The sequence below is a fragment of the Bradyrhizobium sp. Arg237L genome (assembly GCF_029990105.1).
GTDB lineage: Bacteria > Pseudomonadota > Alphaproteobacteria > Rhizobiales > Xanthobacteraceae > Bradyrhizobium.
Genome location: NZ_JAQMIL010000060.1, coordinates 1 through 24632, shown reverse-complemented (window position 1 = coordinate 24632; position 24632 = coordinate 1). Strand labels below are relative to the sequence as shown.

Below are 24632 nucleotides of genomic sequence, written 5' to 3'. Positions count from 1 at the left end.
CGGGCTGTCGGCTGCGCTGACAATTACCTGATTGATCTGAGGGCTGCGGTCATCGTCGATGTCGAGGCGACACGCGCCATTCGACAGGCTGAGGTCGGTGCGGCCCGCACGATGATCGAACGTACTCAGGATCGCTTCGGCATCCATCCCGAGCGTCTGACTGCCGACAGCGCTTACGGATCAGCCGAGATGCTGGGTTGGTTGGTCAACGAGCGCGCAATCGAGCCGCATATACCTGTGTTCGACAAGTCGGCTCGCGAGGACGGGACGTTCGCCCGCGACGACGTTGCCTACGATCCGGAGACCGAAATCTATCGCTGCCCGGCAGGCAAGGTGCTGACTTCAACCGGGACGCTGGTGAATGACGAGGCGACGCTTCTCTATCGCGCCAGCAAACGTGACTGCGACATCTGCGAGCTCAAGCCACAGTGCTGCCCGAAGATGCCAGCCCGCAAGGTGCCGCGTTCGATCTACGAGAGCGCCCGGGACGTGGCCCGCGGGATCGCCAGGACGGAGGCCTATGTGACCTCGCGGCGTGAACGCAAGAAGATCGAGATGTTGTTCGCGCATCTGAAGCGCATCCTGCGCCTCGATCGGCTTCGTCTGAGAGGCCCTTGCGGTGCTCACGACGAGTTCCTGCTTGCCGCGACTGCGCAGAACCTTCGGAAGCTGGCGAAGCTGATCCCGGTGCCTGCTCCAATGCGCACGCCAACAGTCAAATCGCCGACTTCTTCAACACTATCGGCGCAGAGCGAACGAACCTGGCTCGACAGTCAACCTTCGACCGTGCGCGGGTCTCGCCACTGTCCTGCGCTAAAAACCGAAGAAGGTTACGGTATGGCCTCAGCTATCCGTAACAAGGCTGAATAGATTATCTCGGGATCACTGGGTGCAACCGCGTTTCGGGCCAGCACTTCGGCGTTAGCTGCAATCTGGTGGGCTGCACGCAGTGCCGAACGCCCGGCCGGGGTGAGTTTGGTCGTTAGGTTCTCGCGGGACTCGAGTTCAGCGCGGGACTGTCGAATGCCGACTTGGCGCGGCGGGCCTTCGTGACACCGCAGACGATGCAGGCGATCATTGTAACTTATTTGCACAAAAATTGCTCAGATGCGCAAATTGCCGACTTATCCAGCAAAAATTGGTCCAGCCACTTGACCGGTTGACCGATAGCAATCACCATTCCGCCATTGTTGGCTTACGGCAGCGGCGATGCGCGATGCATGCGCCGGCGAATGGAGGGTTTGATGTACGACAGGGTGCGTTTGCGCGGTTTGGCACTCGGGACTGCTGCGGCGCTTGCTGCGCTATTCGTTCAGCTCGGATCTGCAGACGCGCAGACCAAGGGCGGGACGCTCAATCTGATCGTGCAGCCCGAGCCGGCCATTCTCGTCCTCGGCCTGAATGGTCAGGCGCCTACGCAATATGTCGGGTCGAAGATCTATGAGGGTCTTCTGACCTATGGGGCGGACCTCAAGCCCCGTCCGGGTCTGGCGAAGTCGTGGTCGATTTCAGCCGACGGCCGGACCTATACGTTCCAGCTCCAGCAGGGCGTCAAATGGCACGATGGCAAGCCATTCTCGGCTGCTGACGTCGTGTTCAGCATAGACAAGTTCCTGCGCACGGTGCATCCGCGGGTCAGCCGATCCTCAACACCTACCTCGACAGCATCAAGGCGACCGATGATCATACGGTCGAGATGGCGCTGAAGGCGCCGTTTGCGCCGTTCATTCAGTTGTTCGGTACCGACAACATCATCGTCGTGCCAGCGCATATCTATGAAGGAACCGATTTCGCCACCAATCCGGCGAACCAGCATCCGATCGGCACCGGGCCCTTCAAGTTCGAGAAATGGGACCGCGGCTCGAGCATCACTCTGGTGCGCAATGCCGACTACTGGAAGCCCGAACTTCCCTACCTCGACAAGCTGATCTTCAGCGTGGTGCCCGATGCCGCCTCGCGCGCGGTGGCCTTCGAGCAGGGACGCGTCGACGTGCTGCGCGGCGGCGATGTGGACCCGGTCGATGTCCAGCGCTTGAAGGCATTGCCCGGCGTGGACAACACCACCAAGGGTACGGAAATGTACTCGACCATCACCTCAATGATCATGAACCAGCGGAAGCCGCCATTCGACAATGCGAAGGTGCGTCAGGCCGTGACCTATGCGATCGATCGCAAGTTCATTGTCGACAACGTCTTCTTCGGCATCGGCAAGGTCGCCACGGGGCCGATCTCGTCGACCACGATGTTCTACGACCCGAAGGTGCCGTCGCTCGGTTACGATCCGAAGAAGGCGCGGGCCCTGGTCAAGGAGTCGGGCGTCGATCTGTCGAAATATCCGGTCAAGATTCTCGATTATCCCTACGGCTCGGCATGGAGCCGTCTGGCCGAATATGTCCAGCAGTCGCTCGAACAGGTCGGGTTCACCGTCAAGATCGAGGCGACCGACGCTGGCGGCTGGGCGAAGCGGGTGGCCAATTTCGAATTCGACACGACCTTCCACTTCACCGATCAGTTCGGCGATCCGGCCATCGGCGTGTCGCGCCTGTTTGTCAGCAGCAACATCGTCAAGGGCTCGCCCTTCGTGAACAATGCCGGCTACAGCAATCCCGAGGTCGACAAACTGTTCGCGGATGCTGCCGCTTCGACATCGGGCGAAGAGCGCCAGCGCCTCTATAGCGAAGTGCAGAAGCGCCTCGTCGAAGACGCGGCCAATGTCTACCTGTTCGAAAATCAGAACGTTACGCTCTACCGCAGCAAGGTGAACAACCTGATCACGTCGGGCGTCGGCACCAATTCGAACTTCGAATCCGTCTATCTCAAGTAATCGCGTGAAGGGGACACGGCGACGTGTCCCCTTCGTCGGCCTGAACGGCACCGGACCTCTCTCCCCATGAATTTTCTCATGCCTGCGCTGTCACGCGCTGCCAAGGCGCTGGGTCTCATCCTCAGCGTCGTGGTCGTCAATTTCTTCCTGATCCGCTTCGCGCCAGGCGATCCCGCATCCATCATGGCGGGCGAAGCCGGAGCGAGCGACCCGCAGTTCGTCGACACACTCCGCAAGCAGTTTGGTCTCGACCAATCGCTACTTCACCAGTTGCTGATCTATCTGAAAGGCGTCGTGCAGTTCGACTGGGGCTATTCCTATCGCATGCAGGTGAGTGTGTTCGATCTGATCACTAGCCGCCTTCCGGCTACCTTGCTGCTGATGGGATGCGCCTTCCTGTTCTCGATCATCCTCGGGATTCTGTTCGGCGCACTCGCGGCAACCGCCAAGCAGCACGGTTCCAGAGACTGGCTCGACAGTCTGATCGTCGGCGTGTCGCTGCTGCTCTATGCGACTCCCTTGTTCTGGCTCTCGCTGTTGGCGATTCTGCTGTTTTCCGTGCAGCTCGACTGGCTGCCGGCTTTCGGCATGGAAACCGTCGGCGCTGGCTTCACGGGCCTCGCGCGGGTCAAGGATATCGCACAGCATCTGGTGCTGCCGACCATCTCGCTCGGCTCGTTCTACATGGCCATGTATGTCCGCCTGACGCGCGCCTCGATGCTGGATGTCGGCAATATGGATTTCGTCAAGACCGCGCGCGCCAAAGGCGCGCTGGCGAACCGTGTCATCTACCGCCACATCCTGCGCAACGCGCTGCTGCCCATCGTGACGTTTTCCGGCATGCAGCTCGGCCAGATGGCCGGCGGCGCCGTGCTCACCGAAACCGTGTTCGGCTGGCCGGGCATCGGCCGGCTGATGTTCGACGCGCTGCTGCAGCGCGACTATCAGCTTCTCCTCGGAGTCTTCCTCGTGACCTCCACCATGGTTGTCGTTTTCAATCTGCTCACTGATCTGTTCTACGCCGTGGTCGATCCGCGCATTGGTTTCGAGGCCCGCTCATGAGCGATGTGCTTCGTCGATTTTTCCGCAATCGCGGTTCGCTGTTCGGGACGCTGGCGCTCGCCGGTGTCGTGGCCGTCGCCATCGCGGCGCCGTTGTTCTATGACCACTCGCCCTGGAACATGGTGGGACGCCCGCTGATCCGCGCCTTCACCAATCCGTCGTATCCGTTCGGCACGGATATGCTCGGCCGCGACATCGGCGCCGGGCTCGCTTATGGCGCGCGCGTGTCGATCTGCATCAGCCTGGTCGCGACAGTCGTCGCTGTGATCATCGGGATCGGCGTCGGCGCTTTGGCCGGATATTACGGCGGCCGGCTCGACGATCTCCTGATGCGCGTCACCGAATTCTTCCAGACCGTGCCACAGCTCGCGATGGCCATTGTCGTGGTCGCGATCTTCACGCCGTCTATCTATTCCATCGTCGGCGCGATCGCACTGGTATCGTGGCCGCCGGTCGCCCGGCTGGTGCGCGGCGAATTCCTGTCGCTGCGCGAGCGTGAATTCATCCAGGCGGCAATCGTGATCGGCTTGCGACCGTGCCAGATCATCTTCAGGCAGATCCTTCCCAATGCCATGTCGCCGATCATCGTCACCGGATCGCTCATGGTGGCGACGGCCATTCTCACGGAATCATCGCTGTCCTTCCTCGGGCTTGGCGACCGGACACTGATGAGCTGGGGCTTCATGATCGGTGCGTCGCGCACCATGCTGCGGGAGGCGCCGATGATGAGCATTCTCCCCGGCGTCGCCATTCTCGTCACCGTGCTCGCCTTCAACCTGATCGGGGAGGGGCTCAACGACGCCCTCAATCCGCAATTGCGCAAGCGGGAGGGCGCGTGATGGTCGCTGCAAGCAGGGACGCACTCCTTTCGCTGAAGAATCTGAGCGTTCCGCTGCCGTCGCATGGCGAGCGCAGCCACGCGGTCAAGGATCTCAGCCTTGATCTTTATCCCGGCGAGATTCTGTGCATCGTCGGCGAATCCGGATCGGGAAAGTCGATCAGCGCGAATGCCGTCATGGGTCTGCTGCCGCGAAACATGCGTCCGGAAGGAGGGACGATCATGTTTCAGGGCAAGGACCTGCTGAAACTGTCGGACAAGCAGATGAACGCGCTGCGCGGGCGCGATATCGGCATGATCTTCCAGGAGCCGATGTCGGCGCTCAATCCCACGATGAAGGTGGGGCGCCAGATCATGGAGGTGATGGAAATCCACGCTTCGCCGGCCACCGGCGCCGAGCGTCATGCGCGGATGCTGGATCTGCTGGCTTATGTCGGCCTGCCGGATCCCGCGTCGCTGCAGTACGTCTATCCGTTCCGCCTGTCCGGAGGACAACGTCAGCGCGTGATGATCGCCATGGCGCTCGCGCTCGAGCCGAGCGTGCTGATTGCCGACGAGCCGACCACCGCACTCGACGTGACCACCCAGGCACAGGTTCTCGAACTGATCCGCAGCATCCAGCAGGCCAAGGACATGGGTGTCCTGTTTATCACCCATGATTTCGGCGTGGTGGCCGATATCGCGGACCGGATCGCCGTCATGGAGGAGGGCATTCTGGTCGAGCTCGGCCAGCGTGATGATGTGCTGACGCGACCGCAGCATCCCTACACGCAACGGCTCATCGCCGCCGTCCCCAAAGGCATCCCCCGCGAGGACAGGCCGGCGTCGGTGCAGCCGTTGCTGGATGTCAAAAATCTCACAAAATCCTATACGACGCGCAATGGCTTCGGCCGGGCGCAGCGCGTCGTCAAGGCGGTCAATGATGTCAGTTTCCGGCTGTCGCGCGGCGAGACGCTTGGAATCGTCGGTGAATCCGGTTCGGGCAAGAGCACGATCGGAAAGTGCCTGCTCAAATTGCAGGACATCGACGGCGGGCAGATCCTGGTCAACGGCAAAGACATTGCCCCGCTGAGCCAGGCCCAGTTCCGGCCGATGCGCGGCAAAATCCGGATGATCTTTCAGGATCCTTTTGCCTCGCTCAATCCGCGTCAGAAGATCGGGCAGATCCTGACCGACGGGCCGGTCGCCCAGGGCGTGCCGCTGGCAAAGGCCGCCGCCCGCGCCCGCGAACTTCTGGCACTGGTACAACTCGGCGAAACGGCATTCGACCGCTATCCCGGCGAGTTCTCCGGCGGCCAGCGGCAGCGCATCGGCATTGCCCGCGCGCTCGCGCTGTCGCCGGATATCATCGTTGCCGATGAATCGGTGTCGGCGCTGGATGTGTCCGTGCAGGCCCAGGTGCTCGATCTGCTCGGCGATATTCAGCGGACCATGGGCGTGGCGATGATCTTCATCACCCATGACCTGCGTGTCGCCGCGCAGATCTGCCACAACATCGCAGTGATGCATCGCGGACAGGTCGTCGAATACGGGCCGCCGGGCGAGATCCTAGTGTCGCCGCGCAACGACTACACCCGCCGTCTGATCGATGCCATTCCGGGCAACCGGCACAGACTGGCGTCCTGAGACCGACCATCCGCAAACGTCGCATGACATTATTTTCGGCGGACACGGTCTGCGTGAAACACGCAAGGTGTCCGCCGGTGACTGGCAAAGATGAATAGCAAGTATCGCGCTGAGGACATCTTCGATTACGTGATCGTCGGCGCGGGCGCCGCGGGTGCGGTGCTAGCCAACCGGCTGAGCGCAGATCCTGCGGTGACAGTCTGCCTGATTGAGGCGGGCGGCAGGAACACGTCGCCGTGGCTGCATATTCCCGCAGGCTTCATCAAGGTGATCAAAAATCCGAAATGGACCTGGCAGTTTCAAGCGCAGACGGCGGGGCGCATGATTGCCTATCCGCAGGGGCGCACGCTGGGGCGCACGACCGCGATCAATGGCATGATCTATAATCGCGGCCAGGCACAGGATTTCGACGACTGGGCGCGGATGGGAAACAGGGGCTGGAGCTATCAGGACGTCCTCCCTTACTTCCGGCGCAGCGAAAATTTCAGCGGCCCGTCATCACCGCAATTCCATGGCCGCGGCGGCCCGCTGAATGTGTCCGCCGCCACCTGGCGACATCCGATCTGCGACGCCTTCATCGCGGCGGCCGCGCAAAGCGGCATCCCGGAAAATCCCGACTATAACGGCGCGCAACAGGCCGGCGCAGGCTATTTCCAGCGCACCATCGGATCGCGTTTCCGCTCCAGCACGTCAAATGCGTTTCTGCGGCCGATCAGCCGCCGCGGCAATCTGTCGATCCGGACCCATGCGGTCTGCAGCGCGGTACTGTTCGAAGGCCGCGTGGCGCAGGGTGTACGTTATTTTGTGGACGGCGATTGCAACCGGCCGGTTACGATCCGCGCGCGGCGCGAAGTGATCCTGAGTGCCGGCGCGATCAATACGCCGAGGCTGCTGGAAATCTCGGGCGTCGGTGATGCCGAGCATCTCGCGCGTATCGGTGCGCCATTGGTTCATCATCTGCCGGGCGTCGGCGGCAATCTGGGCGATCACTATTCGGTCCGGGTCGTGGCCCGGGTCCGCAACAGTCTCACGATCAACGAAATGACGCGCGGTGGCCGGCTGCTGAAGGAGGTGCTGCGATGGATCGCGGGACGCCCGAATCTGCTGGCTGTCAGTCCGTCCATCGTCCACTGGTTCGGCTTCTCGCGACCGGGCATGGACAGGGCGGATCTGCAGGGCGTGTTCACGCCCGCCAGCTATCGCGAAGGCGCGATCGGCAGGCTCGACGGTTTCCCAGGCATGACGGCGGGCGTGTGGGCGCACCGGCCATTGAGCCGCGGGCATACCCACGCAAGGTCGATCGACCCGAACGAGGCCCCCGAGATCGTCGCCAACTATCTTGTGCATCCGGAAGACCAGTCAGTGCTGGCGTCCGGCATCCGCCAGGCACGCGCGCTCTTGCGGCATCCGGCGCTTCAAAACTACTTCGACGACGAGGTGTTGCCCGGTGGCGGCGTGGAAACCGATGCGGACATCCTGGCCTTTGCCGGCCGCTACGGCATGTCGGCACAGCATCTGAGCGGCACGGCACGGATGGGATTGAGCGCCAACCCGCTCGCGGTCGTGGATGCCGAGCTCCGCGTGCACGGGCTCGATCGCCTGCGCGTCGTTGATGCGTCCGTCATGCCGACAGGTCCATCGGCCAATACGGCAGCGGCGACGATGATGATTGCCGAGAAAGCGGCGGATATGATTCTCGGCCGACCGGCAGCCGCCTAGCCGGCCGACTGTGCGCCGATCTCAGGCCGGCAGTTCGCCGCCAAAATCGCTGCCGAGGCGGCGGCTGGTTCGTTCGGTATGGATACGCATGGCTTGCCGAGCCGTCTCGGCATCGCCCGCAAGAATCGCCGACGTAATCGCGCGGTGCTCATCCTCGGCCTTTATCCAGGCGGGCCGACCGACAAGATGCTGTTCGAGCGTATTGAACATGACGCTTTCGTCGTGAATGTCCCACATGTTCCGCACCGTCAGCGCCATCGCGGAATTGCCCGTCGCTTCGCCGATGGCCAGATGATACATGCGATTGTGCAGCCTCGGCCGGTCCGAGCCTTCCATCAGATGTGCGGCATCGGCGATTGCGCGCTTCTGCGCCGGCGTCCCATTGCTGGCGGCCATCGCGGCGGCCTCGGGTTCCACGAGCATCTGCACATACAGCAGTTCGAACGCGCCGACATCGGCATAGCTCGGATGCGACCCGGACGCGCGGATGTCGACGCCTTTTCCGAGCAACGTATCCACGGATTTGGTGATGGGCGTGTCGCGGACAACGAAGACGCCGCTGCCGACCCGTACATCGACATAGCCCTCGACTTCGAGCGCGATCAACGCCTCACGGACGGAGGTACGGCTGACGGCAAACTGTTCGGCAAGTTCGCGTTCCGCGGGAAGCCGGCTTCCGGAAACGTAAACGCCTCGCCTGATTTTATCGATGATCTGATCGGCAATCACGCGATAGAGACGATTGACGTTTACTGGTCGAAATAATTCCATGGACCTGCCCGAGATGTCCAGTTGCTGGGCCAATTAACGTAGCAGATCGACGATTCAAGCGCCACCTTGATGTCCCGCAGGTGGATGTCTCAGACCGCTACGACTGACGGCGACAAGAAGACCTGTTGCAGCAATGCGTCGATACTTGGTTCCAGGGCGAGGATGAGGGTGGCTTGCTCCATCCCTGTGCTCAATGGCTCTCCTTATCGGTAGGCATCACATGTTGACACGAGGTCTCTCCACCATGCTCAGGCTTTAAGGAGGGGGTGTGCAGGGTCGTGCCTCATCCATAGGAGCTACCTACAAGGTAGACCGGCGAGCTGACTCCTTAGGTCTGCCTTCTCGATACTGACCGGTGCCAAGGCGGTGAGTTTGAGCACCTCCCCTATATGCCTTGTGTCGCCATGGTGAGCTTTGGGCTGGCCATCGGGGAGGGCGTGTAGTTAGCCTTCGAGATGGGGAGGATTTGATCCCACCCAACTGTAGAGGTCTAGCCTTCAAGGGGGCATCTAGCGGCAACCACAAAGCTGGACCTCCAAGGGCCAACCTCTTAGAGGCCGCCCCCTAGAGCTCACACCTCCATTAGCGGAGGCGTAACAAGCAAGACATTGATTTGTATTGATTTATTTCACTGAAACGATCGCGCCGACGGGATATGTGGTGCCCGCTTCGAACGCATCACGCATCACTCTAGCCGCCATTTCGACATGTGACGCCCCGACGATAACGGCGTCATGAAGGGGCAGGCATACGCACCCGCTCGCTGCCAGATCGGTCATCACCCGGATGAGCAAATCGCTCTCGCTTTTCATAAGAGAGAAACCAAGCTGCTTACCAAAGAGACGTGCAATGGGCGCATACGCGCCGCCTGTTTCCGAAGAACGCCAACGTTACTGCCGCTGTGTCGTTGGCCGGAGTTGGCTTCAGCAAAACGCTCGTCCGACTGATTGCCGATCCGTCGATCGCTCGCAATCAGCATCTGCTTCGGGCGGTTGGAGGATTCGGCGAGATGGAGATACGCCTTACTAACGAGCCGTTGCCCGACAATCCGAAAACTTCCTGGTTGGCGGCGCTTAGTATCGAACAGGCAATCCGGCGCGAATTCGTGCCCGCGCTCTAGTCGGTCTGGAGCTGGCGAGCCGTCAGGGATGAATATCCCGATACTGGCCACGGAAAAACACCAGCGGCGAACCGCTGGGTCGGTGCGAGAAGTTGACGACCCGACCGACCACGATGACATGGTCGCCTCCGTCATGCTGTGCGTAATGTTCGCATTCGAAATGCGCCAGGGCATCATTAATGAGTGGTGCCGTGAACTCGTTCATCCGATAATTGATCCTCGACCAGTCCTTCTCAAGCGGCCGCGAGAACGCCGACGAGATGTGCTTGTGCTCGCGCGCCAGAATGTTGATGACGAAACCGGAGGCTTCGAGAAGGCGTTTGAGGCTAAGCGCCTTGCGATCCACACTGAACAGCACGAGAGGCGGATCGAGCGACACCGAATTGAACGAACTGATGGTGAGTCCGAGCGGCTGTTCGCCGGGCGTTCTGGCCGTGACAAGTGCCACGCCCGTCGGAAACTGGCCGAGAGCATCCCGAAATGATCTTGGTTGAGCGTTCATGAGGGAAGTCCAGTTCTTCTAAGCTGACCGATCAATCGTCGTGGGCCTAGCGGAGAGGGGCATCAACGGTCGAGAAAGGTCGAAAGCGCCGCATTGAATGCCACGCTCTGAGTCTGAGGGAAATGGTGGCCGCCCCGATCGAATAGTTTCAGTTCGGCGGATGCGATCGCGTCCGCAAGCTGCCGACCGTGATTGCCGGGTACCAGGAGATCATCGAGCGCACTGCATACGAGGGTCGGTGCCACGATCTTGTCGAGATAGGATCGACTGTCATGCGCAAGTAGCGCGTCGATCCGGCCCAGAGTAACCTCGGCGTCGCTGTCGGAACGTCCTCCCGGCGGTTTGCTCTCGGGCCATACCAGGGGCTTCGTCAGGATAGTGCCGAGAACGCCGTATCCTTCGGCGTCCCCCGCAGCGAGCATATTCCGCCGCAGCGCGAACACAGTCCGAAAGCGCATATCTGCGTAGGCCCAGGTGCCAGTCAGACACAACCGTGAGACCCGGTCTGGCGTATGGGCAGCGATGTACTGAGCGATCGCGCCGCCGGTCGAATGTCCGACCAAGCTAAATCCCCCCCCACAGAGAGCATCGGCGATCCCGAGGACGTCCGCAGCCCATCCGGCAACGGAATAGGGAGTGGGCACGCTCGGGCTTTGGCCGATACCCGGATGATCGTAGGTGATGCAGGTGAAACGGTCCGCAAGGTGTTTCACTTGCAGATGCCAGTAATCGGCGCGGCCGCCGAGACCCGTTACGAAAATGAGCGGTGGACCGCTGCCTTCGACGGTGCACGCCAGATTGCCAATCATTTGCATCGTCACTGCGCTGCTTCCTGCGTCAGGTTGTGAGGTACATCGTATCTGCTCATCGCATCCTCCACGATGCCGTTCAAGTCGTCCCACGGCGTATAGATGAAGTTGTAGTTGCGAACGGCGAATGCTGGGCCGACAAAGAATTTTTCATAGGACGTCGATCGGCTGGCAAGGTCCGAACCGATCAAATCCCAGGCAAATTTGAAGATGCGCATGCGATCGACGGCCGAGACGTCACCTGCGGCCCACAGGTCCGTGAAGATAGCTCCCAGTTCGGGATCGTTGAGGACGCCGATGTCCGCCGGGAACTGGAAGTGGCCGCCCCCCATCAATTCGCGGATCGTATCGATCAGCATGCTGTGGTTTTCCATGGCCCAATGAACGGTGCCATAAAGCTCGCGACGACCGAACATGGCGCCGTCGCTGCCGACAGGCTCCCAATTTTCTATCTGACCCGCCACCATGGCACTGAAACCGCCCTCCATCGCGGCAAGACGACCCAGCAGATCGCGAACGGCGGGAATACTGTGAGCACCGGTCGCGCGGGTTACGGCATTCGCGGTGGCGAGCAGGGTGCGCATCTTCGCCGAGAAACGAACCATGCATTGATGGTTGGCGATCACATGCGCAGGTGTGTGGTGGTAGATGTTTCGCGACAGGTCGGCGTCGTCGTGAACGATGATCTTCTCCCACGGAACCTTCACGTCGCGGAAGACCAGCATGCAATCCGACTCATCGTATCGGGCAGTAAGGGGCTGGTCGAATTCCGCTTCGTCGCCGCGGTTGAACGGACGACGTGCCCATAATGAAATTCCCGGAAGGTTCAGCGGAATTACGCAGGTCACGGCTTCCTTCTTGCGGGAGGGGTCAAGCGGCATGACGTTGCCGATCAGCACTTCATGCGCGTAGGCAGCTCCGGTGGCCAGCATCTTCATGCCGTTGAGCGTAACGCCCTTGTCGTCCTCGGCAGTGACGCGAAGCGCGGGCTGCGTGACGTTGTTCTGGTAGTAATCCTTGCTGCGAGCACCTTGTGGCGGAACGATCGCATAGGTGCAGAAGATGTCGTTGCGGCGCATGTGGCGATAGATCGAGAGCATGTTGCTCTTGTATCCGCCAGGAACGTCGAAAACGTCCGGCTGCATGCTCAAGCCAGTGATATTGCCTGCGACAGCATCGGGGGTGCGGCCCATCAAACCGAGGGTGAAGTCGGCGATCTTCCGATGGGCTCGGCTCCTGCGACGCAGATCCTCCTGGGACCGCGGCTGTAGATAGTGCGCCGAGAAGCACTCGCCGTCCTCTTCGAAAGTCATCAGGTCGCGGTTCTCGGGCGCCGCTTTCATGTCGTACAGGTCGGCAAACGTGCGCGCACCGCCTTTGAACGCCGGATGCGTCGTCGCATCCTTGATGCGCTCGCCGCCGACGTACAGAGCGCGCCCGTCGCGGATGCTTTCGAGGTATTCCTTGCCAGTCAAGATCATGGGGAAGCTCCTATGGTCCGTCCGGACCACGTGATCGATTTCGAACTCATACAACGATTTGTCATTAAAAACTAGATAAGTAAATTATCTATTTTGTCGGCATCTCGGAATTTCCAAGGGCCAGAAGGCCTTCGATTTTCGCCCTGTCCGGTTTCTCTCCCGAACCGTTGTCGTAGATGCTGCGGCCGCGTTCCATCACGAGCACGTGCTCCGACATGGAAAGCGCAATCGAGGCGTGCTGTTCGACCAGCAGTACGGCGATCTCGTTCTCCCGCTGGATGCGGCTGATCGCGTGTATGATCTGATCGATGATGACAGGGGCAAGCCCCTCCATGGGTTCGTCAAGCATCAGCAGCTTCGGTCCGGCCATCAGGCTGCGGGCGATGGCAAGCATCTGCTGCTCGCCGCCGGAGAGATGATTGCCTAAGTGCTTCTGGCGCTCGGACAACCGTGGGAACAGGTCGTATGCCTGTTCGAGCGTCCATCCGCCCGATCGCTGCGCAATCTGCATATTTTCGAGCACGGTGAGGGATCGGAAGATCTCGCGCTCCTGGGGGACCAGGGCGATGCCGAGTCGGCTCCGCTTCATGATCGACGTGCCGAGGATCGAGTGACCTTGGAATACGAGCTCTCCAGATCGGAACCGTGCGCGCCCCATGATGGTCGACAGAAGCGTAGTCTTGCCGACACCGTTGCGGCCGAGAATCGCCATCGTCTCTCCAGCGGAGAGATCGAATGAAATGCCGTCGAGGATTTCGGTCGCTCCCCAGCCCGATCGAACGTCTCGGCAGGAAAGGATCGTCGCGCTCCGATTAGTCATGTTTGGGCGCTCCGAGATAAACCGCCTGAACGTCAGGATCTTCGATGATCTCCTTGGGCGTACCATGGCGAAGCACGGCGCCTTGGGAGAGGACGGTGATGCGATGGGCAAAACGGAACACCAGTTCCATGTCATGTTCGATGATCAGCACGGCGAGGTCGGTCGGCATCGTCGCGATGAGCTCAAGCATGCGATGCGAGTCGGCTGGCGGAACGCCCGCTGCCGGTTCATCGAGCAGCAAAACCTTTGGCTTGAGAGCCAAAGCAATGACGACTTCGACGAGCCGCTGTCGCCCATATGGCAGATCCGACACCTTCGACAATGCTACGTCGGCGAGACCGAGCGAGGTCAGCAGGGCATATGCTTCCTCAGCGGCGCGACGCTGTTGTTGGCGTGCAAGCAAGATACGGTTTCCGAGCCCGTCTCTTTCGATAGTGGCGAGCTGGACGTTCTCAAGAACGGTAAGACCAGTCAGCAACTGATTGATCTGAAAAGTTCGAACCAAGCCGCGCCTGATACGCTGGTCGGTTCGAAGGCCGTCAATTTCTTGTCCGGCGAGCACAACGGTGCCACTGCTCGGTGCCACGTTTCCCATCAGCAGATTGATGAATGTTGTCTTGCCTGCGCCGTTTGGGCCGATCAGGGCGTGGCGGGCACCTTGCTCCAGCGCAAAATCGACGTTGTTGGTTACGGTGAGGGCGCCGAAGTCCTTTCGCAGCGCGCGTGTTTCGAGAACCACGGTCATGTGCGATCCCCTCGGGCGGTGCACCATCGCATGCGGATCGCGTCAATCAAGCCAAGGATGCCGCCCTTGGCGAAGAGGACGACCAGGATCAGCATCAAGCCAAGCCAGAAATGCCAGTAGATCGGATTGTCCTTGGCAAGCGCGTCCTGCGCGATCAGGTAGATCGGCGCACCGATGAAGGCGCCGTAAAGTCGGCCGAGACCTCCGAGCACCAGGATAACCAAGACACCGCCCGAGAGTTCGAAGCTCAAGGCGTTCAGTGAAACGAACTGATCGACCTGAGCGGATAGGCCGCCGGCGATTCCCGCAAGACCGGCGGAGATCGTGAATGCAGCGATTTCCCGGCCGCGCACGTTTACGCCGATCGCGGCCATGCGCGTAGGGTTCTCTCGGATGCCAACCAGGGAACGACCGAATGGGGTGATCACCAAGATTCGGACGAGCGTCCAGCAAACGAACAGCACACCCGAAGCGTAGACGAACATCACACGGCCGTCGAAGCCGAATGAGAAGGAGCCGAGCACAGCGCTTAGGGTCATCCCTTGCAATCCGTCGGAACCACCGGTCCATGACGAAAGCTGATTGGCGGTCTGCTGAAGCATCAACAGCAGTGCCAGGCTCAGGATGAGAAGCGCGAGGCCGCGGGTGCGGAGCATCAGACTGCCGGCGAGGGCCCCCAGTGCAGCGCTTACGATGCCACCGATGATCAAGCCTGCGACGGGATCCTGTACACGTCCGGTGGCCGAGAGGATGCCGACCGTATAGGCCCCGGCGCCGTAGAACGCGGCGTGGCCGAGAGTGACGATCCCGGTGTATCCGGCCAGAATGTCCATCGACATTGCGAACAGGATCATCACGATGATCTGGGAGCCAAGCGGCAGTCCTTCCGGAAAGGCGAAATAGGTAACGGCGAGCGCGATCCAGGGGAGGGTCTCGATCGGACGGAGTCGATCGCGCGCAAGGAATGCGCGGACCACGCCTTCGGTAGGCAGGGTTGTCATGATTTGAGACCGAATAGACCGTGAGGCCGAATACTAAGGATCAGGAAGACGGCGGCGTAGGTGAAGAAAGCCGCAAAGTCCGGTGCCAAGATCTTGCAAGCGGTGTCCGCCATCCCGAGCAGGATCGCCGAGAAGAATGGTCCGCGAATTGTGCCGAGACCGCCCACGGCGACCACGATCAGGAAGTCCGCCAGATGGGTGGCGGCATAGTCGGGAAACAGAGGGATGATCTCGGCGCCGAGACCGCCGCCAAGGGCAGCGAGGCCGCTCCCGAGTGCAAAGATTGCAGTGTATAGCGCAGGGGTGTTGACGCCGATCGTTTGAGCCATCACCGCATTATCGACGGTTGCGCGAATCCTGGCTCCGATCAGCGTGAACTCGATGCAAAGCGACAGGACCGCGAAAACGAGAAGTCCAACGACGATCAGCATCAGGCGGTAAATGGGGAAGCTGAACGATCCGATCGTGACGGCACTGCGCAGCGCGGCGGGGAGATCAACGCGCTGCATGAGAGGGCCGTACAGATAGTGGAATATCGCGGCGCCCATGAAGATTGCGCCGATCGAGAACAGCACCTGCTCAAGCTCGGTCGATTTGTAGAGCCTGGAATACAATGTGCGCTCGAGCAAGGCTCCGACCAGGGCGACGACGAGAAACGACGCGCCGATCGCGGCCGGGAAGGACCAGCCGCGGGACGATAGGAGTGTCATGGCCAAGTAGCCCCCGGCCATGGCGAAAACGCCATGAGCTAGGTTTGCGATTCCGAGGAGGCCCATCGTTACCGAAAGGCCCACGGATATGAGGTACAGGACCACGGCATAGGCCATGCCATGGAATATGATGCTCGGGAGGGTATCGAGAAATCCCATCGTGATGCGCACTTACTCGGGATTTACAATCTTCCAGGGGTCGCAGACGTCCTTGATGGTGTCGATGCGACGGTTGACCATCTTGCCGTCGATCATCTCCATTTTGTTGACGACGACGTTCTGCACGATGTCGCGGGTCTTCGGATCGATGGAGATATCCCCGCGAGGGCTCTTGTCTGTTTTCCAATTAGACAGGTAGCTCAGGATCGCTTCAGGCGTTGCCTTCGGCCCCAGGGTCTTGATCGACCCATAGATCATATCCATGGTGTCCCAGCCGGTAACTCCGAGATAGCTGGGCTTGTCCGAACCGTATTCGTCCTGCCACGCCTTCATGAAGGCGGCATTCTGAGGAATCGGATCGACCTGGTTCGACGTGTAGATGCCGCCAGTGACGACGCCGTTTGCGGCATCACCCATCGCCGAGACGTCGTCGTCGTTGAGAAGGTCGCCGGGTCCCATCAACTGGATTCCTGCCTCCTTCAACCCCGCAGCCTGATAGGCTTTGAGGGCGGCAATGCGCGAATTGATGAACATGAAGACCATGCTCGGTTTGCCATCCTTGATGCGCTGCATGTACGGCGCAAAGTCGGTGACATTCTGCGGGATGCGAATGACGCCCGTAACTTCGCCACCGCTCTCGGTAAATCCCTTCGTGAAGGCTTCCTGTGTGTCGTAACCCGCTGCGTAGTCAGCGACCACCACATAGGCGGTCTTGTTTCCCTGTTTCGCGGCCCACTGGCCCATCGGATAGGCTACCTGCCACTGCGTCAGCGATACGCGCACGATATAGGGCGACTGCCGCGTCAGGCTCGACGTCGTCGCATTCGGCAGGATGAAGGGCAGCTTTGCTTCCGTTGCCAGAGGAGCAATGGCAGCTGCGTCCGGGGTGAAGACGGCGCCCGTGAGATAGGAGATCTTGTCGCGGACGACCATTTCCTGCGCCAGTCGCTTGGCTGCGGAGGGGTTGGGGCCGGCATTGTCGCGGCGGATAAGTTCGACCGAAACGCCCTTCGGCAGGTCTTTCTGATGGAGCTTGACGTAGAGTTTTGCGCCTTTGTCTACGGCGTCGCCCATGGACGCAAACGGCCCTGTCAGAGCAAGAACAGTGCCGACCTTAACCACTTCGTCTGCCGCGGCTTGAGTGAAAGCTCCGGCAGCCAATGCCAGAGAAGCGATAACGGGTACCAATCTTTTCATTAGAGCTGCCCTCAAAAAATACCCGGAGACTCCAGTCTCCGGATGCCAACGCGTTTCTTCCGATGAAATTTTATATATCTAACTTATGTATACTAGATGCGCATTTTCTCGGCAAGGACGGCCTTTATTTCCAGCACTTGCCCGTAAAGTGTTTGATTGCCTTGAAATTTCCCGTGAAAACTCTTACCGCTGCGGACACAGGCGAGCGAGTTGGAGCCAGGTGCCAGGATGGAAAGATGAGTGTGAAGAAGCAGCCGCGGAAAACCAAGAACAGCGAGCCGTTTCCGCCCTTGAGTACGTCGCTGAAGCCATTTCTGGTCAACGGACGGGACCAAGACTTCCGGAAGATGATCTATGGCCTGTTGCAGGTCTCGTCGATGATGCTGAAGGCGCGCGAATATTACGGGGCCTATATCGGCGTCACCGCACCGCAGTACAGCATGATCGTCGCTATCGCCGAGGCCGGGGAGGCGACAGTTCGCGATCTGACCAAAATCATGCACGTCTCCAGCCCTTTCGTGACCGCGGAAGTGAACAAGCTGATTGCCGCCGGATATCTTCAAAAGCGGACGAACACTAAGGATCGTCGCAGTATTGTTTTGTCGTTGACCGCGGCAGGAGAAGAAGCCGTGCGCCGGGTCGCAAAAATGCGCCTTATCGCCAATGATATGATTTTCGGATCCATCACGAACGACGAAGCGAAAGTTTTCCAGCACCTCATACAGGTTCTGATCACCGATTTCGGCCGAGCCATCCACGAACTCGAGGCACCACATTGGTGGACTGACGGAGAGACCGGCGCAAATTGATCTGTCGCAAAGGTAAGGGCGTGGACTTAGGTAAGTAGCTTATCTATAAGTTTGACCTATATCGCAGCCCAGGAAGCCTGACCATGACAAAAGCCTTAGCGCTCGACGCAGATCGCGGTGCCGTTCTCGTAGTAGCTCCCGGCAAGGGAGAAAGTTATTGGCAGCCCGTCCCGGCCAACGGCCACATCGACGTGCTCATTGCGCCTCATCTCGTTGAGATGCAGAACCGATTCAGCCTCGGAACCCAAACCGTTCCACCCGGCGGGTTCGTTCGCGAACATGCGCATCCCGAACATGATGAAGTACTGCATTTCATCTCCGGGAGCGGGAAGGCGGTCATCGACGGCGAAGAACATCCGCTCGTTCCGGGGACGACAATTTTTATCGGCCGGCATCGCCGCCACAAGTTCGTCAACGACGGCGAGCGGGACATGCACTGGCTTTGGTTTATCGCCCCGCACGGGCTGGAGGAATTCTTCCGTCTCGTTGGACGACCACGTCGCGCCGGGGAGCCGACACCCGAGAATTTCGCGCGGCCGGACGACGTTCTTGAGATCGAGCGCCGTACAGCGTTCGCTCCTCCGAAATAGAGCGATAGGGTCGAGCGCGATCAAGCGGCTCGAATTGGCCGCTTGATCGGTTGACTATCGATGAGCGCCTCTCAAGGATTGTAACGACGAGAAGACTCGCGGCCATCATCATACCCCGCTTCGAAGATAGCAGCCGCGAGGGTTGCCCGGACCTTAAGGATATCGGTGCCGATGTTCTTGAAGCCGTGGCGCCAGCCCGCCGGTATTACGACAGACTGATTTGGCAGAACAACGCGCGTCTCGTCGCCGAGATAGATCTCTGCCTTTCCTTCCATAACTTCGAGAACTTCTTCGACGGCATGTATGTGGATGGGGGCACCAAGACCGGGATCGCAAAACTGCTCGAAAATGCAAAGCTGGTGCGAGCTCGTCAGGGCGGAGACCCGCATATAAGTCTTCACCCCAGGACGCCAGAGTTCGAAGTCCTGGGTGCTGTGATCGATCAATTCCATTGATATTCTCTTCTATTGGTCTGGCGGACTTGGTCCAAGGCTACTTGCCGGTCGCAGCCTGGATCTTCTCGAGCCAAGGCTTGGCCATGGGAAATTCCTTCAAGAGAGCGACATGTGTCTGCGGAGCGGTCGCGCGAAAGCTCTCAAGATCCGGCTCGATGATCTCGATCTTGCTCTTCCGCATGGTCTCAAGGCTGGCTTCGTAGTCTTTCTTATAGTGCGCGTTTGCGAACACTACCGCTTCGGCCGAGGCCTCCTGCATGATCTTTTGGTGCTCGGGCGACAGTGAGTCTAACTTTGACTTCGACATGATGATGACACCCGGCATATACATGACCTTTGCGAGAACATAGGTCTTGGATACTTCGATAAAGCGATCCTGGAGAAATACGTCAGGCGAGTTCTCGGCGGCGTCGACCGCTCCATTCTGCAGTGCTACGTAGAGTTCGGTATAGGCCATCGGCGTGGGCTGGGCGCCGAGCGCCTCATAAGCCTTCACATAACCCGGTCCTTGGATGACGCGGATCTTGAGACCCTTCATGTCTGCTGCAGACTTGACCACCTTGCCGTTGGTGAAGATGTTGCGTTCCAAAGCCGAGATGAAGCCCAGACCCACCAAGTTGTAGCGCGGTAGAAGATCGAGCATCTCGCGTCCGATAGGGCCCTGCAGAACGCTGTTGGCCTGATCTATGCTCTTGAAGATGTAAGGGAACGAAAACACCGTGAAATCCTTGACGGTATTTTCGACGGGCGCTTCGCCGGTCACGACGATATCTTGGGTGCCGGTGCGGACCGACTGGATTTGTTTCACCTCTCCGCCGAGCTGCGCGCCCGGAAAGATGTTGATCTTGATCTGACCGTTCGACTTGGCGGCGGCGACCTCCGCAAGTTTGGCCGCGGCGGCGTGATAATGGCTCGACGTCGTGAGAACGTGCCCGACATTCAGCTCAACGCTCTGAGCCGACGCGGGCACTGAAACGAGATATCCGGCAACGGCCAAGCACGACAGACGAAATTTTCTCATCGGATGCTCCTGATTGTGCGGGCCAATCCCGCGAGAGGTTAGAAAGATTGGGGGCTAACGATGCGTGTCGGCGCTTATCGCAGCAGCACTAGAGAGATTGCGGGTACGTAGCTGATGAGCAGGACGTCGATCGTCAGAACGGCGAGGAAAATCAGCACGGGCTTCATCATCGCGTCCATCGGCACGCCGGATATTTCGCTTGCGATGTTGAGATTGACGGCGACCGGTGGTGTGACCATGCCCGTTGCCACATTGACGATGAAGATGATTCCGAAATGGACTGGATCGATGCCGTAGGTCTGGGCGACAGGTGTCAGGATCGGGGCGAGAATGAGGATCGTGGCCAGCGCTTCCATGAATGTGCCAACAACGAACAGAAGGACGTTCACGAGCAACAGAAAGCCGATAGGACCGCTGGCAATTTTCGAGACCAGCTCGCCGAAATACTGCGGGATCTGGTTGATCGTCATCGCATAGCCGAACAGAGCGGCGAACGCGACGATAAGCATAACCATGCCGGTCATCACCGCCGAGTCGTTCAGGATCGTGATGAGATCCTTGAATGTCATCTCGTGATAGACGAAGCGACTGACGAGAAAGCCGTAGATCACAGCGACCACCGAGGCCTCGGTTGCGGTGAAGGCTCCGGAATAGATGCCGCCAAGTATGATCACGGGCATCATCAGCGCGACGATCGCCTCGCGTCCTACGACAAAGACGTTACGGGCCCATTCGCGAAACGGGACGGCTTGCGTTTGATCGAAGTCTTGCACCTTCGCGACGAGGCAGATGGTGATGATCAGACTGAGTCCGATCAGGACGCCGGGAACGATACCCGCAATGAAGAGGCCGCCGATGGAGACATTGGCTACGAGCCCGTAAATCACCATCGGCAGTGAGGGCGGGATGATGGCACCGAGTTCACCGCCGACGGCGACGGTGGCGGCCGCAAAGTTCTTTGGATATCCCTTACGCTGCATCGCCGGAACCATTGTCGAGCCGACTGCGGCGGTGGTGGCGGAGGACGAACCCGAAATCGTCGAGAAGAACATGCAGGTCAGGATTGCCGCGCTTCCGACGCCGCCGCGCATCCAGCCGAGGAGGGCGGTTGCCAGCCCGATCAGCCGGTTGGAAATCCCTCCGACCTTCATGATGTTGCCCGCAAGCACATAGAAGGGTACGGCCAGCAGTGCGAAGGAATCGAGTGCCTCAAATACATTCTGAGGCACGCTTATGAGATCAATTCCCTTTGCCCGAAGCGCAACGATGGATGATATCCCCATAACCGCGAAAATGGGTACGGCGATCACGATCAGAATAGTCATCGAGCCGAATAGAATGGCCAAGGCCGCCTCCCAACCTAAACCAGGGTGTTTTCAGGATTGTCACCAGCAGCCACGGCCAGGGACGTTTTCGACTTGATCCGGTGTTCGACGATGAATGCGCAGATGTTGATGATTGCAACTGTCGCACCGACCGGAAGCGCGAGATAAACCCACGCCATTGGCAGATTAAGCACCGTCGAGGTCTCACTCTCCCCGAATTCAACCCAGCGCCAGCCGAGCCAGATCAGGTGGCCGAAGAAGCCGACCGTGATGAGAAGTGCTGCCAGGCGAACTAAGTCTCCGGTCCGCTGAGGAAGTGAATCGGGGAGGGTGTCGACGGCAATCAAAGCGCCCGAGCGTGCAGCGACGGCCGCGCCGAGAAAAATGCACCAGATCATCAGATAGCGAGCGGTCTCCTCGGACCAAGGCACTGATACGATTAAGCCCATACCCGGCAGAACAAATCGAACGATGATCTGCAATGCGATCACTAGAACCATCACACCGAGAATGGCGCCGACGGTGTAGCGGATGCCCACATTCATCCAATCGACAATGCGCAGAAAAGACATCATGCGGCGCGTCCTTCTTCAGGCGACGTCGGAGCGCGTGCGCCCGCGCTCGATCCAGGCCGTGAGACTGTCGGCGACAGAACCGATGTGCTCGCGCAACATGGCCATGCCGCCGTCAACGTCCCGGAGCCGCGCGAATGCGAGCAGGCGCCGGTGATCTTCGAGTTCGCGATCGGGGTCGACCGCCACGGTCAGCTTTAGATTGACGTAGCGATTGGCATTGTCATGAACAGTGCGCAGGAGTCGAAGAGCGAGATGTCTGCCGCTCGCCGCACAAAGAGCGTGATGGAAACGCCAATTTAGTGCGCCCCATTCGCGGACATTAGTCACGGCGGCCGCTTCGGCGATCACCGCCTCGGCGGCCAGGAAATCGCTCTCGGACATCGCCGGAATTGCGAGACCAAACAGCCACGGCTCGAGCTGTTGCCTCATCTCAAAGAGTTCTTCGATCTCGCCGGGCGAGAGAGAGGATACAACCGTACCCTTGTGGAGTTCGGTCGCAACGAGACCTTCACCCTCGAGTTGCCGGATGGCTTCGCGGAGGGGGACACGCGACACGCCGAGTTCGGCTGCCAACTTCTCCTGACGAAGTTTCGTCCCTTCAGGCAGCTCCCCGGATACGATCCGCTGGCGGAGCACTTCTACGATTTGATCAGTAAGGGACTGTCTGCCGATTTGCATCTCTATCTCCTAGATTGAATACAATATTCATATGGAAAACTGCCACAAGCCTGAAACTTCCTCTCAATGCCCAAGAATAGAGCGTAATTCTACTTGAGCCGTCTGACGTAGTTCGGCAGTATGGATATTGTATTCAATCTAGAGGTCGCTATGCGTGTGAATGGAAAGATTGCAATTATTACAGGCGCTGGCGCCGGGATCGGTGAGGCTGCTGCGCGTCTGCTCGTAAGAGAAGGCGCGAAGGTCGTTGTCGCTGACCGTGACGGCGATCTTGCCAAGGCAGTTGCCGCCGATCTCGGGCCGGCCGCGATCGCGGTCCGAGCCGATGTTTCCCGTGCCGAGGACGTGAAGGCTATGGTCGATCTCGCGTCGGGAGAGTTCGGTCGGATCGACATCCTCGTGAACAATGCCGGTTTCGGCATTCGTGGAAACGTTGTCGCAACTGCGGAGGGAGACTGGGATGCTGTGATGGCCGTCAATGTGAAGGGCGTATATCTGTGCTCCAAGTACGCCATTCCGGTCATGGCAGCGCAGGGTGGTGGTTCGATCGTCAATACGGCCTCCAACGTCGCCGCGGTTGGGCTCGCAGATCGCGCGGCATATGTGGCCTCGAAGGGGGCGGTGGCTGCGTTAACACGTTCAATGGCGATCGATCACGCTGCCGAGCAGATCCGGGTCAACAGCATCGCTCCTGGCCCGACGCGATCGACCTACTTCGATCGCATGATCGCTGCGCACGACGATCCAGCCGGCTTCGTAGCGGGTCTATCGGCGAGATCTCCCATGAATCGGATGGGCACGCCCGCGGAGATTGCCAACGTGATCTTGTGGCTGGCTTCCGACGAGGCTTCCTTCGTCACCGGTGCGATGTACGTAGTCGATGGCGGAGCGATAGCTTGGTAGCAGTTCATAAGGCCGGCGAAGCTATCGAATAGCCGTTCATCAAGTGATGAGTCTGTTCCGGCATGGACGAATGCATATCGGCCTTTGCGCGCAAGTTCGGGTGCTCTGGATAAAACGTCGAAGTGCTCAGGAAACAGAACTTTCATGTTAGCCAAATCGTCGAGAGAATGGCTAAGGAGGTGAGGGTGGTCGCCGTACCGCGCTCGTACCACCTCACATTCGAGCTGTTTCATCATGCTCGTGCGGGCGATCGGCAGGGCGCTCGGTCTCGGTGAAGCGCAGTCATGGCCGGCCGAGGAAGCCGTCGCGAAATGGGGGCGTGAGCTTGCCGTTTTTGCGCTCGGCTCCAACAGTCGCGTTCGCGCTGACAAGGCTCGTCGCGAACTAGGCTGGACGCCCAAGCGCCGTTCGGTGACCCAATGGGTCGAACAAGAGCTCGTACGCCGCTGACAGGAGGCCGAGGCGGGCGGGAGCGTCTCGCCGCCTTGGCCCTTTAAAATCTAGACCCCACGGGGGGAAATTTTAGTGAACGCATTGCATTAGCTGCGCCATCGGCAGTCTTCGCAAGGATGCCAGCGCGTGGTGGCGATGCTTCGATTGCGTCGCTGTCGACTCTCGCGACGCTATTTCTCGTATTTTCTTTCGATCTCTTCTGCGATCTACGGCAATAGCGACGGATATCCTGGCAACCTGCGAAAGGCCAGCCTCAGGCGCTTAGTCCGCCCAAACGTTTCATCAAATGGACCTGTTTGTCCAATACGGTACTGCGCAAATGGAGGAGCTTGACGATGAACAACGAGGAACAGGAAATGAAAGGCTCCTGGAGTGCCCCCCAAAAGTGAGACACGGGAAATTAGGGACAGTTCTCTAACGGAGAACGTATGCCCAACAA

General features: G+C 59.5%; 24 protein-coding genes and 1 pseudogene. 11 read left to right on the top strand and 14 right to left on the bottom strand.

The window, feature by feature from the left end; all coding sequences use genetic code 11:
- Positions 1–15 precede the first annotated feature (15 nt).
- The 7 genes and pseudogenes from OZ411_RS30360 to OZ411_RS30330 all read left to right on the top strand — a co-directional run.
- Positions 16–690, top strand: a pseudogene (locus OZ411_RS30360) (transposase); the annotation flags it as partial.
- Positions 691–1244: 554 nt separating this feature from the next.
- Positions 1245–1706 carry an ABC transporter substrate-binding protein gene (locus OZ411_RS30355; RefSeq protein ID WP_282530905.1) on the top strand — a complete coding sequence of 154 codons (462 nt, stop codon included), beginning with the start codon at positions 1245–1247 and terminating at the stop codon, positions 1704–1706.
- The gene (locus OZ411_RS30350) at positions 1697–2824 is read left to right on the top strand and encodes an ABC transporter substrate-binding protein (RefSeq protein WP_282530904.1); all 1128 of its coding nucleotides are present in this window, start codon (positions 1697–1699) and stop codon (positions 2822–2824) included. Before OZ411_RS30355 ends, OZ411_RS30350 begins: the two co-directional genes overlap by 10 nt.
- A gap of 78 nt (positions 2825–2902) precedes the next feature.
- Positions 2903–3886: an ABC transporter permease gene (locus OZ411_RS30345; RefSeq protein WP_282530903.1), complete on the top strand. Its 984-nt coding sequence runs from the start codon at positions 2903–2905 to the stop codon at positions 3884–3886.
- Entirely contained in the window at positions 3883–4725 is an 843-nt protein-coding gene (locus OZ411_RS30340; RefSeq protein WP_282530902.1) for an ABC transporter permease, read from the top strand. Before OZ411_RS30345 ends, OZ411_RS30340 begins: the two co-directional genes overlap by 4 nt.
- Positions 4725–6350, top strand: coding sequence for an ABC transporter ATP-binding protein (locus OZ411_RS30335; protein WP_282530901.1), 1626 nt, complete (start codon positions 4725–4727; stop codon positions 6348–6350). The genes OZ411_RS30340 and OZ411_RS30335 overlap by 1 nt, the downstream gene beginning before the upstream one ends.
- Positions 6351–6440: 90 nt before the next feature.
- Positions 6441–8069, top strand: coding sequence for a GMC family oxidoreductase N-terminal domain-containing protein (locus OZ411_RS30330; RefSeq protein ID WP_282530900.1), 1629 nt, complete (start codon positions 6441–6443; stop codon positions 8067–8069).
- 21 nt (positions 8070–8090) lie between these two features.
- On the opposite strand, the gene OZ411_RS30325 is transcribed toward OZ411_RS30330, so the two are convergent.
- On the bottom strand, positions 8091–8840 hold the full coding sequence (locus tag OZ411_RS30325; protein WP_282530899.1) for a FadR/GntR family transcriptional regulator: 750 nt from the start codon (positions 8838–8840) through the stop codon (positions 8091–8093).
- 844 nt (positions 8841–9684) lie between these two features.
- Between OZ411_RS30325 and OZ411_RS30320 the strand changes: the two genes are divergently transcribed.
- Complete coding sequence (locus OZ411_RS30320; protein WP_282530898.1) at positions 9685–9960, top strand: aspartate dehydrogenase domain-containing protein; 276 nt, start codon at positions 9685–9687, stop codon at positions 9958–9960.
- A 22-nt stretch (positions 9961–9982) separates the two neighbouring features.
- Here OZ411_RS30320 and OZ411_RS30315 read toward each other — a convergent pair whose 3' ends face one another.
- The 8 genes from OZ411_RS30315 to OZ411_RS30280 all read right to left on the bottom strand — a co-directional run bounded on the left by OZ411_RS30315 (position 9983) and on the right by OZ411_RS30280 (position 17384).
- On the bottom strand, positions 9983–10462 hold the full coding sequence (locus OZ411_RS30315) for a flavin reductase family protein (RefSeq protein ID WP_282530897.1): 480 nt from the start codon (positions 10460–10462) through the stop codon (positions 9983–9985).
- Between the two features lie 62 nt (positions 10463–10524).
- Positions 10525–11277: an alpha/beta hydrolase gene (locus tag OZ411_RS30310; protein WP_282530935.1), complete on the bottom strand. Its 753-nt coding sequence runs from the start codon at positions 11275–11277 to the stop codon at positions 10525–10527.
- A 2-nt stretch (positions 11278–11279) separates the two neighbouring features.
- On the bottom strand, positions 11280–12746 hold the full coding sequence (locus OZ411_RS30305; RefSeq protein WP_282530896.1) for a 4-hydroxyphenylacetate 3-hydroxylase N-terminal domain-containing protein: 1467 nt from the start codon (positions 12744–12746) through the stop codon (positions 11280–11282).
- A 94-nt stretch (positions 12747–12840) separates the two neighbouring features.
- Entirely contained in the window at positions 12841–13572 is a 732-nt protein-coding gene (locus OZ411_RS30300; protein ID WP_282530934.1) for an ABC transporter ATP-binding protein, read from the bottom strand.
- The gene (locus OZ411_RS30295; protein ID WP_282530895.1) at positions 13565–14317 is read right to left on the bottom strand and encodes an ABC transporter ATP-binding protein; all 753 of its coding nucleotides are present in this window, start codon (positions 14315–14317) and stop codon (positions 13565–13567) included. The genes OZ411_RS30300 and OZ411_RS30295 overlap by 8 nt, the downstream gene beginning before the upstream one ends.
- A complete protein-coding gene (locus tag OZ411_RS30290; protein ID WP_282530894.1) occupies positions 14314–15318 on the bottom strand; it encodes a branched-chain amino acid ABC transporter permease in 1005 nt (334 codons plus the stop codon). The genes OZ411_RS30295 and OZ411_RS30290 overlap by 4 nt, the downstream gene beginning before the upstream one ends.
- Positions 15315–16145 carry a branched-chain amino acid ABC transporter permease gene (locus OZ411_RS30285; protein ID WP_282530933.1) on the bottom strand — a complete coding sequence of 277 codons (831 nt, stop codon included), beginning with the start codon at positions 16143–16145 and terminating at the stop codon, positions 15315–15317. The genes OZ411_RS30290 and OZ411_RS30285 overlap by 4 nt, the downstream gene beginning before the upstream one ends.
- A 54-nt stretch (positions 16146–16199) precedes the next feature.
- Positions 16200–17384, bottom strand: coding sequence for an ABC transporter substrate-binding protein (locus OZ411_RS30280; protein ID WP_282530893.1), 1185 nt, complete (start codon positions 17382–17384; stop codon positions 16200–16202).
- A 236-nt stretch (positions 17385–17620) separates the two neighbouring features.
- Here OZ411_RS30280 and OZ411_RS30275 point away from each other — a divergent pair, with 236 nt between their 5' ends.
- Together OZ411_RS30275 and OZ411_RS30270 are read left to right on the top strand one after the other, a co-directional pair.
- The gene (locus tag OZ411_RS30275) at positions 17621–18193 is read left to right on the top strand and encodes a MarR family winged helix-turn-helix transcriptional regulator (protein WP_282530892.1); all 573 of its coding nucleotides are present in this window, start codon (positions 17621–17623) and stop codon (positions 18191–18193) included.
- 83 nt (positions 18194–18276) lie between these two features.
- The gene (locus tag OZ411_RS30270; RefSeq protein WP_282530891.1) at positions 18277–18783 is read left to right on the top strand and encodes a cupin domain-containing protein; all 507 of its coding nucleotides are present in this window, start codon (positions 18277–18279) and stop codon (positions 18781–18783) included.
- 71 nt (positions 18784–18854) lie between these two features.
- Here the strand turns inward: OZ411_RS30270 and OZ411_RS30265 are convergent, their stop codons facing one another.
- The 5 genes from OZ411_RS30265 to OZ411_RS30245 all read right to left on the bottom strand — a co-directional run bounded on the left by OZ411_RS30265 (position 18855) and on the right by OZ411_RS30245 (position 22837).
- Positions 18855–19235: a cupin domain-containing protein gene (locus OZ411_RS30265; RefSeq protein WP_282530890.1), complete on the bottom strand. Its 381-nt coding sequence runs from the start codon at positions 19233–19235 to the stop codon at positions 18855–18857.
- A 40-nt stretch (positions 19236–19275) separates the two neighbouring features.
- Positions 19276–20259, bottom strand: coding sequence for a TRAP transporter substrate-binding protein (locus OZ411_RS30260; protein ID WP_282530889.1), 984 nt, complete (start codon positions 20257–20259; stop codon positions 19276–19278).
- A 74-nt stretch (positions 20260–20333) separates the two neighbouring features.
- Positions 20334–21605: a TRAP transporter large permease gene (locus OZ411_RS30255; protein ID WP_282530888.1), complete on the bottom strand. Its 1272-nt coding sequence runs from the start codon at positions 21603–21605 to the stop codon at positions 20334–20336.
- A 14-nt stretch (positions 21606–21619) separates the two neighbouring features.
- Positions 21620–22159, bottom strand: a complete 540-nt coding sequence (locus tag OZ411_RS30250; RefSeq protein WP_282530887.1) for a TRAP transporter small permease — start codon at positions 22157–22159, stop codon at positions 21620–21622.
- Positions 22160–22174: 15 nt separating this feature from the next.
- Positions 22175–22837 carry a GntR family transcriptional regulator gene (locus tag OZ411_RS30245; protein ID WP_282530886.1) on the bottom strand — a complete coding sequence of 221 codons (663 nt, stop codon included), beginning with the start codon at positions 22835–22837 and terminating at the stop codon, positions 22175–22177.
- Positions 22838–22957: 120 nt separating this feature from the next.
- Between OZ411_RS30245 and OZ411_RS30240 the strand changes: the two genes are divergently transcribed.
- The gene (locus tag OZ411_RS30240) at positions 22958–23740 is read left to right on the top strand and encodes an SDR family oxidoreductase (RefSeq protein WP_282530885.1); all 783 of its coding nucleotides are present in this window, start codon (positions 22958–22960) and stop codon (positions 23738–23740) included.
- The last annotated feature ends 892 nt before the right edge of the window (positions 23741–24632 follow it).

What these genes read in the sequence shown, in the direction of transcription:
- OZ411_RS30280 (WP_282530893.1), bottom strand. Translation starts at nt 17,384, where the DNA reads ATGAAAAGATTGGTACCCGTTATCGCTTCTCTGGCATTGGCTGCCGGA.
- OZ411_RS30310 (WP_282530935.1), bottom strand. Translation starts at nt 11,277, where the DNA reads ATGCAAATGATTGGCAATCTGGCGTGCACCGTCGAAGGCAGCGGTCCA.
- OZ411_RS30350 (WP_282530904.1), top strand. Translation starts at nt 1,697, where the DNA reads ATGGCGCTGAAGGCGCCGTTTGCGCCGTTCATTCAGTTGTTCGGTACC.
- OZ411_RS30250 (WP_282530887.1), bottom strand. Translation starts at nt 22,159, where the DNA reads ATGATGTCTTTTCTGCGCATTGTCGATTGGATGAATGTGGGCATCCGC.
- OZ411_RS30275 (WP_282530892.1), top strand. Translation starts at nt 17,621, where the DNA reads ATGAGTGTGAAGAAGCAGCCGCGGAAAACCAAGAACAGCGAGCCGTTT.
- OZ411_RS30270 (WP_282530891.1), top strand. Translation starts at nt 18,277, where the DNA reads ATGACAAAAGCCTTAGCGCTCGACGCAGATCGCGGTGCCGTTCTCGTA.
- OZ411_RS30335 (WP_282530901.1), top strand. Translation starts at nt 4,725, where the DNA reads ATGGTCGCTGCAAGCAGGGACGCACTCCTTTCGCTGAAGAATCTGAGC.
- OZ411_RS30285 (WP_282530933.1), bottom strand. Translation starts at nt 16,145, where the DNA reads ATGGCCTATGCCGTGGTCCTGTACCTCATATCCGTGGGCCTTTCGGTA.
- OZ411_RS30295 (WP_282530895.1), bottom strand. Translation starts at nt 14,317, where the DNA reads ATGACCGTGGTTCTCGAAACACGCGCGCTGCGAAAGGACTTCGGCGCC.
- OZ411_RS30240 (WP_282530885.1), top strand. Translation starts at nt 22,958, where the DNA reads ATGGATATTGTATTCAATCTAGAGGTCGCTATGCGTGTGAATGGAAAG.
- OZ411_RS30325 (WP_282530899.1), bottom strand. Translation starts at nt 8,840, where the DNA reads ATGGAATTATTTCGACCAGTAAACGTCAATCGTCTCTATCGCGTGATT.
- OZ411_RS30245 (WP_282530886.1), bottom strand. Translation starts at nt 22,837, where the DNA reads ATGCAAATCGGCAGACAGTCCCTTACTGATCAAATCGTAGAAGTGCTC.
- OZ411_RS30345 (WP_282530903.1), top strand. Translation starts at nt 2,903, where the DNA reads ATGCCTGCGCTGTCACGCGCTGCCAAGGCGCTGGGTCTCATCCTCAGC.
- OZ411_RS30300 (WP_282530934.1), bottom strand. Translation starts at nt 13,572, where the DNA reads ATGACTAATCGGAGCGCGACGATCCTTTCCTGCCGAGACGTTCGATCG.
- OZ411_RS30330 (WP_282530900.1), top strand. Translation starts at nt 6,441, where the DNA reads ATGAATAGCAAGTATCGCGCTGAGGACATCTTCGATTACGTGATCGTC.
- OZ411_RS30290 (WP_282530894.1), bottom strand. Translation starts at nt 15,318, where the DNA reads ATGACAACCCTGCCTACCGAAGGCGTGGTCCGCGCATTCCTTGCGCGC.
- OZ411_RS30355 (WP_282530905.1), top strand. Translation starts at nt 1,245, where the DNA reads ATGTACGACAGGGTGCGTTTGCGCGGTTTGGCACTCGGGACTGCTGCG.
- OZ411_RS30340 (WP_282530902.1), top strand. Translation starts at nt 3,883, where the DNA reads ATGAGCGATGTGCTTCGTCGATTTTTCCGCAATCGCGGTTCGCTGTTC.
- OZ411_RS30315 (WP_282530897.1), bottom strand. Translation starts at nt 10,462, where the DNA reads ATGAACGCTCAACCAAGATCATTTCGGGATGCTCTCGGCCAGTTTCCG.
- OZ411_RS30260 (WP_282530889.1), bottom strand. Translation starts at nt 20,259, where the DNA reads ATGAGAAAATTTCGTCTGTCGTGCTTGGCCGTTGCCGGATATCTCGTT.
- OZ411_RS30265 (WP_282530890.1), bottom strand. Translation starts at nt 19,235, where the DNA reads ATGGAATTGATCGATCACAGCACCCAGGACTTCGAACTCTGGCGTCCT.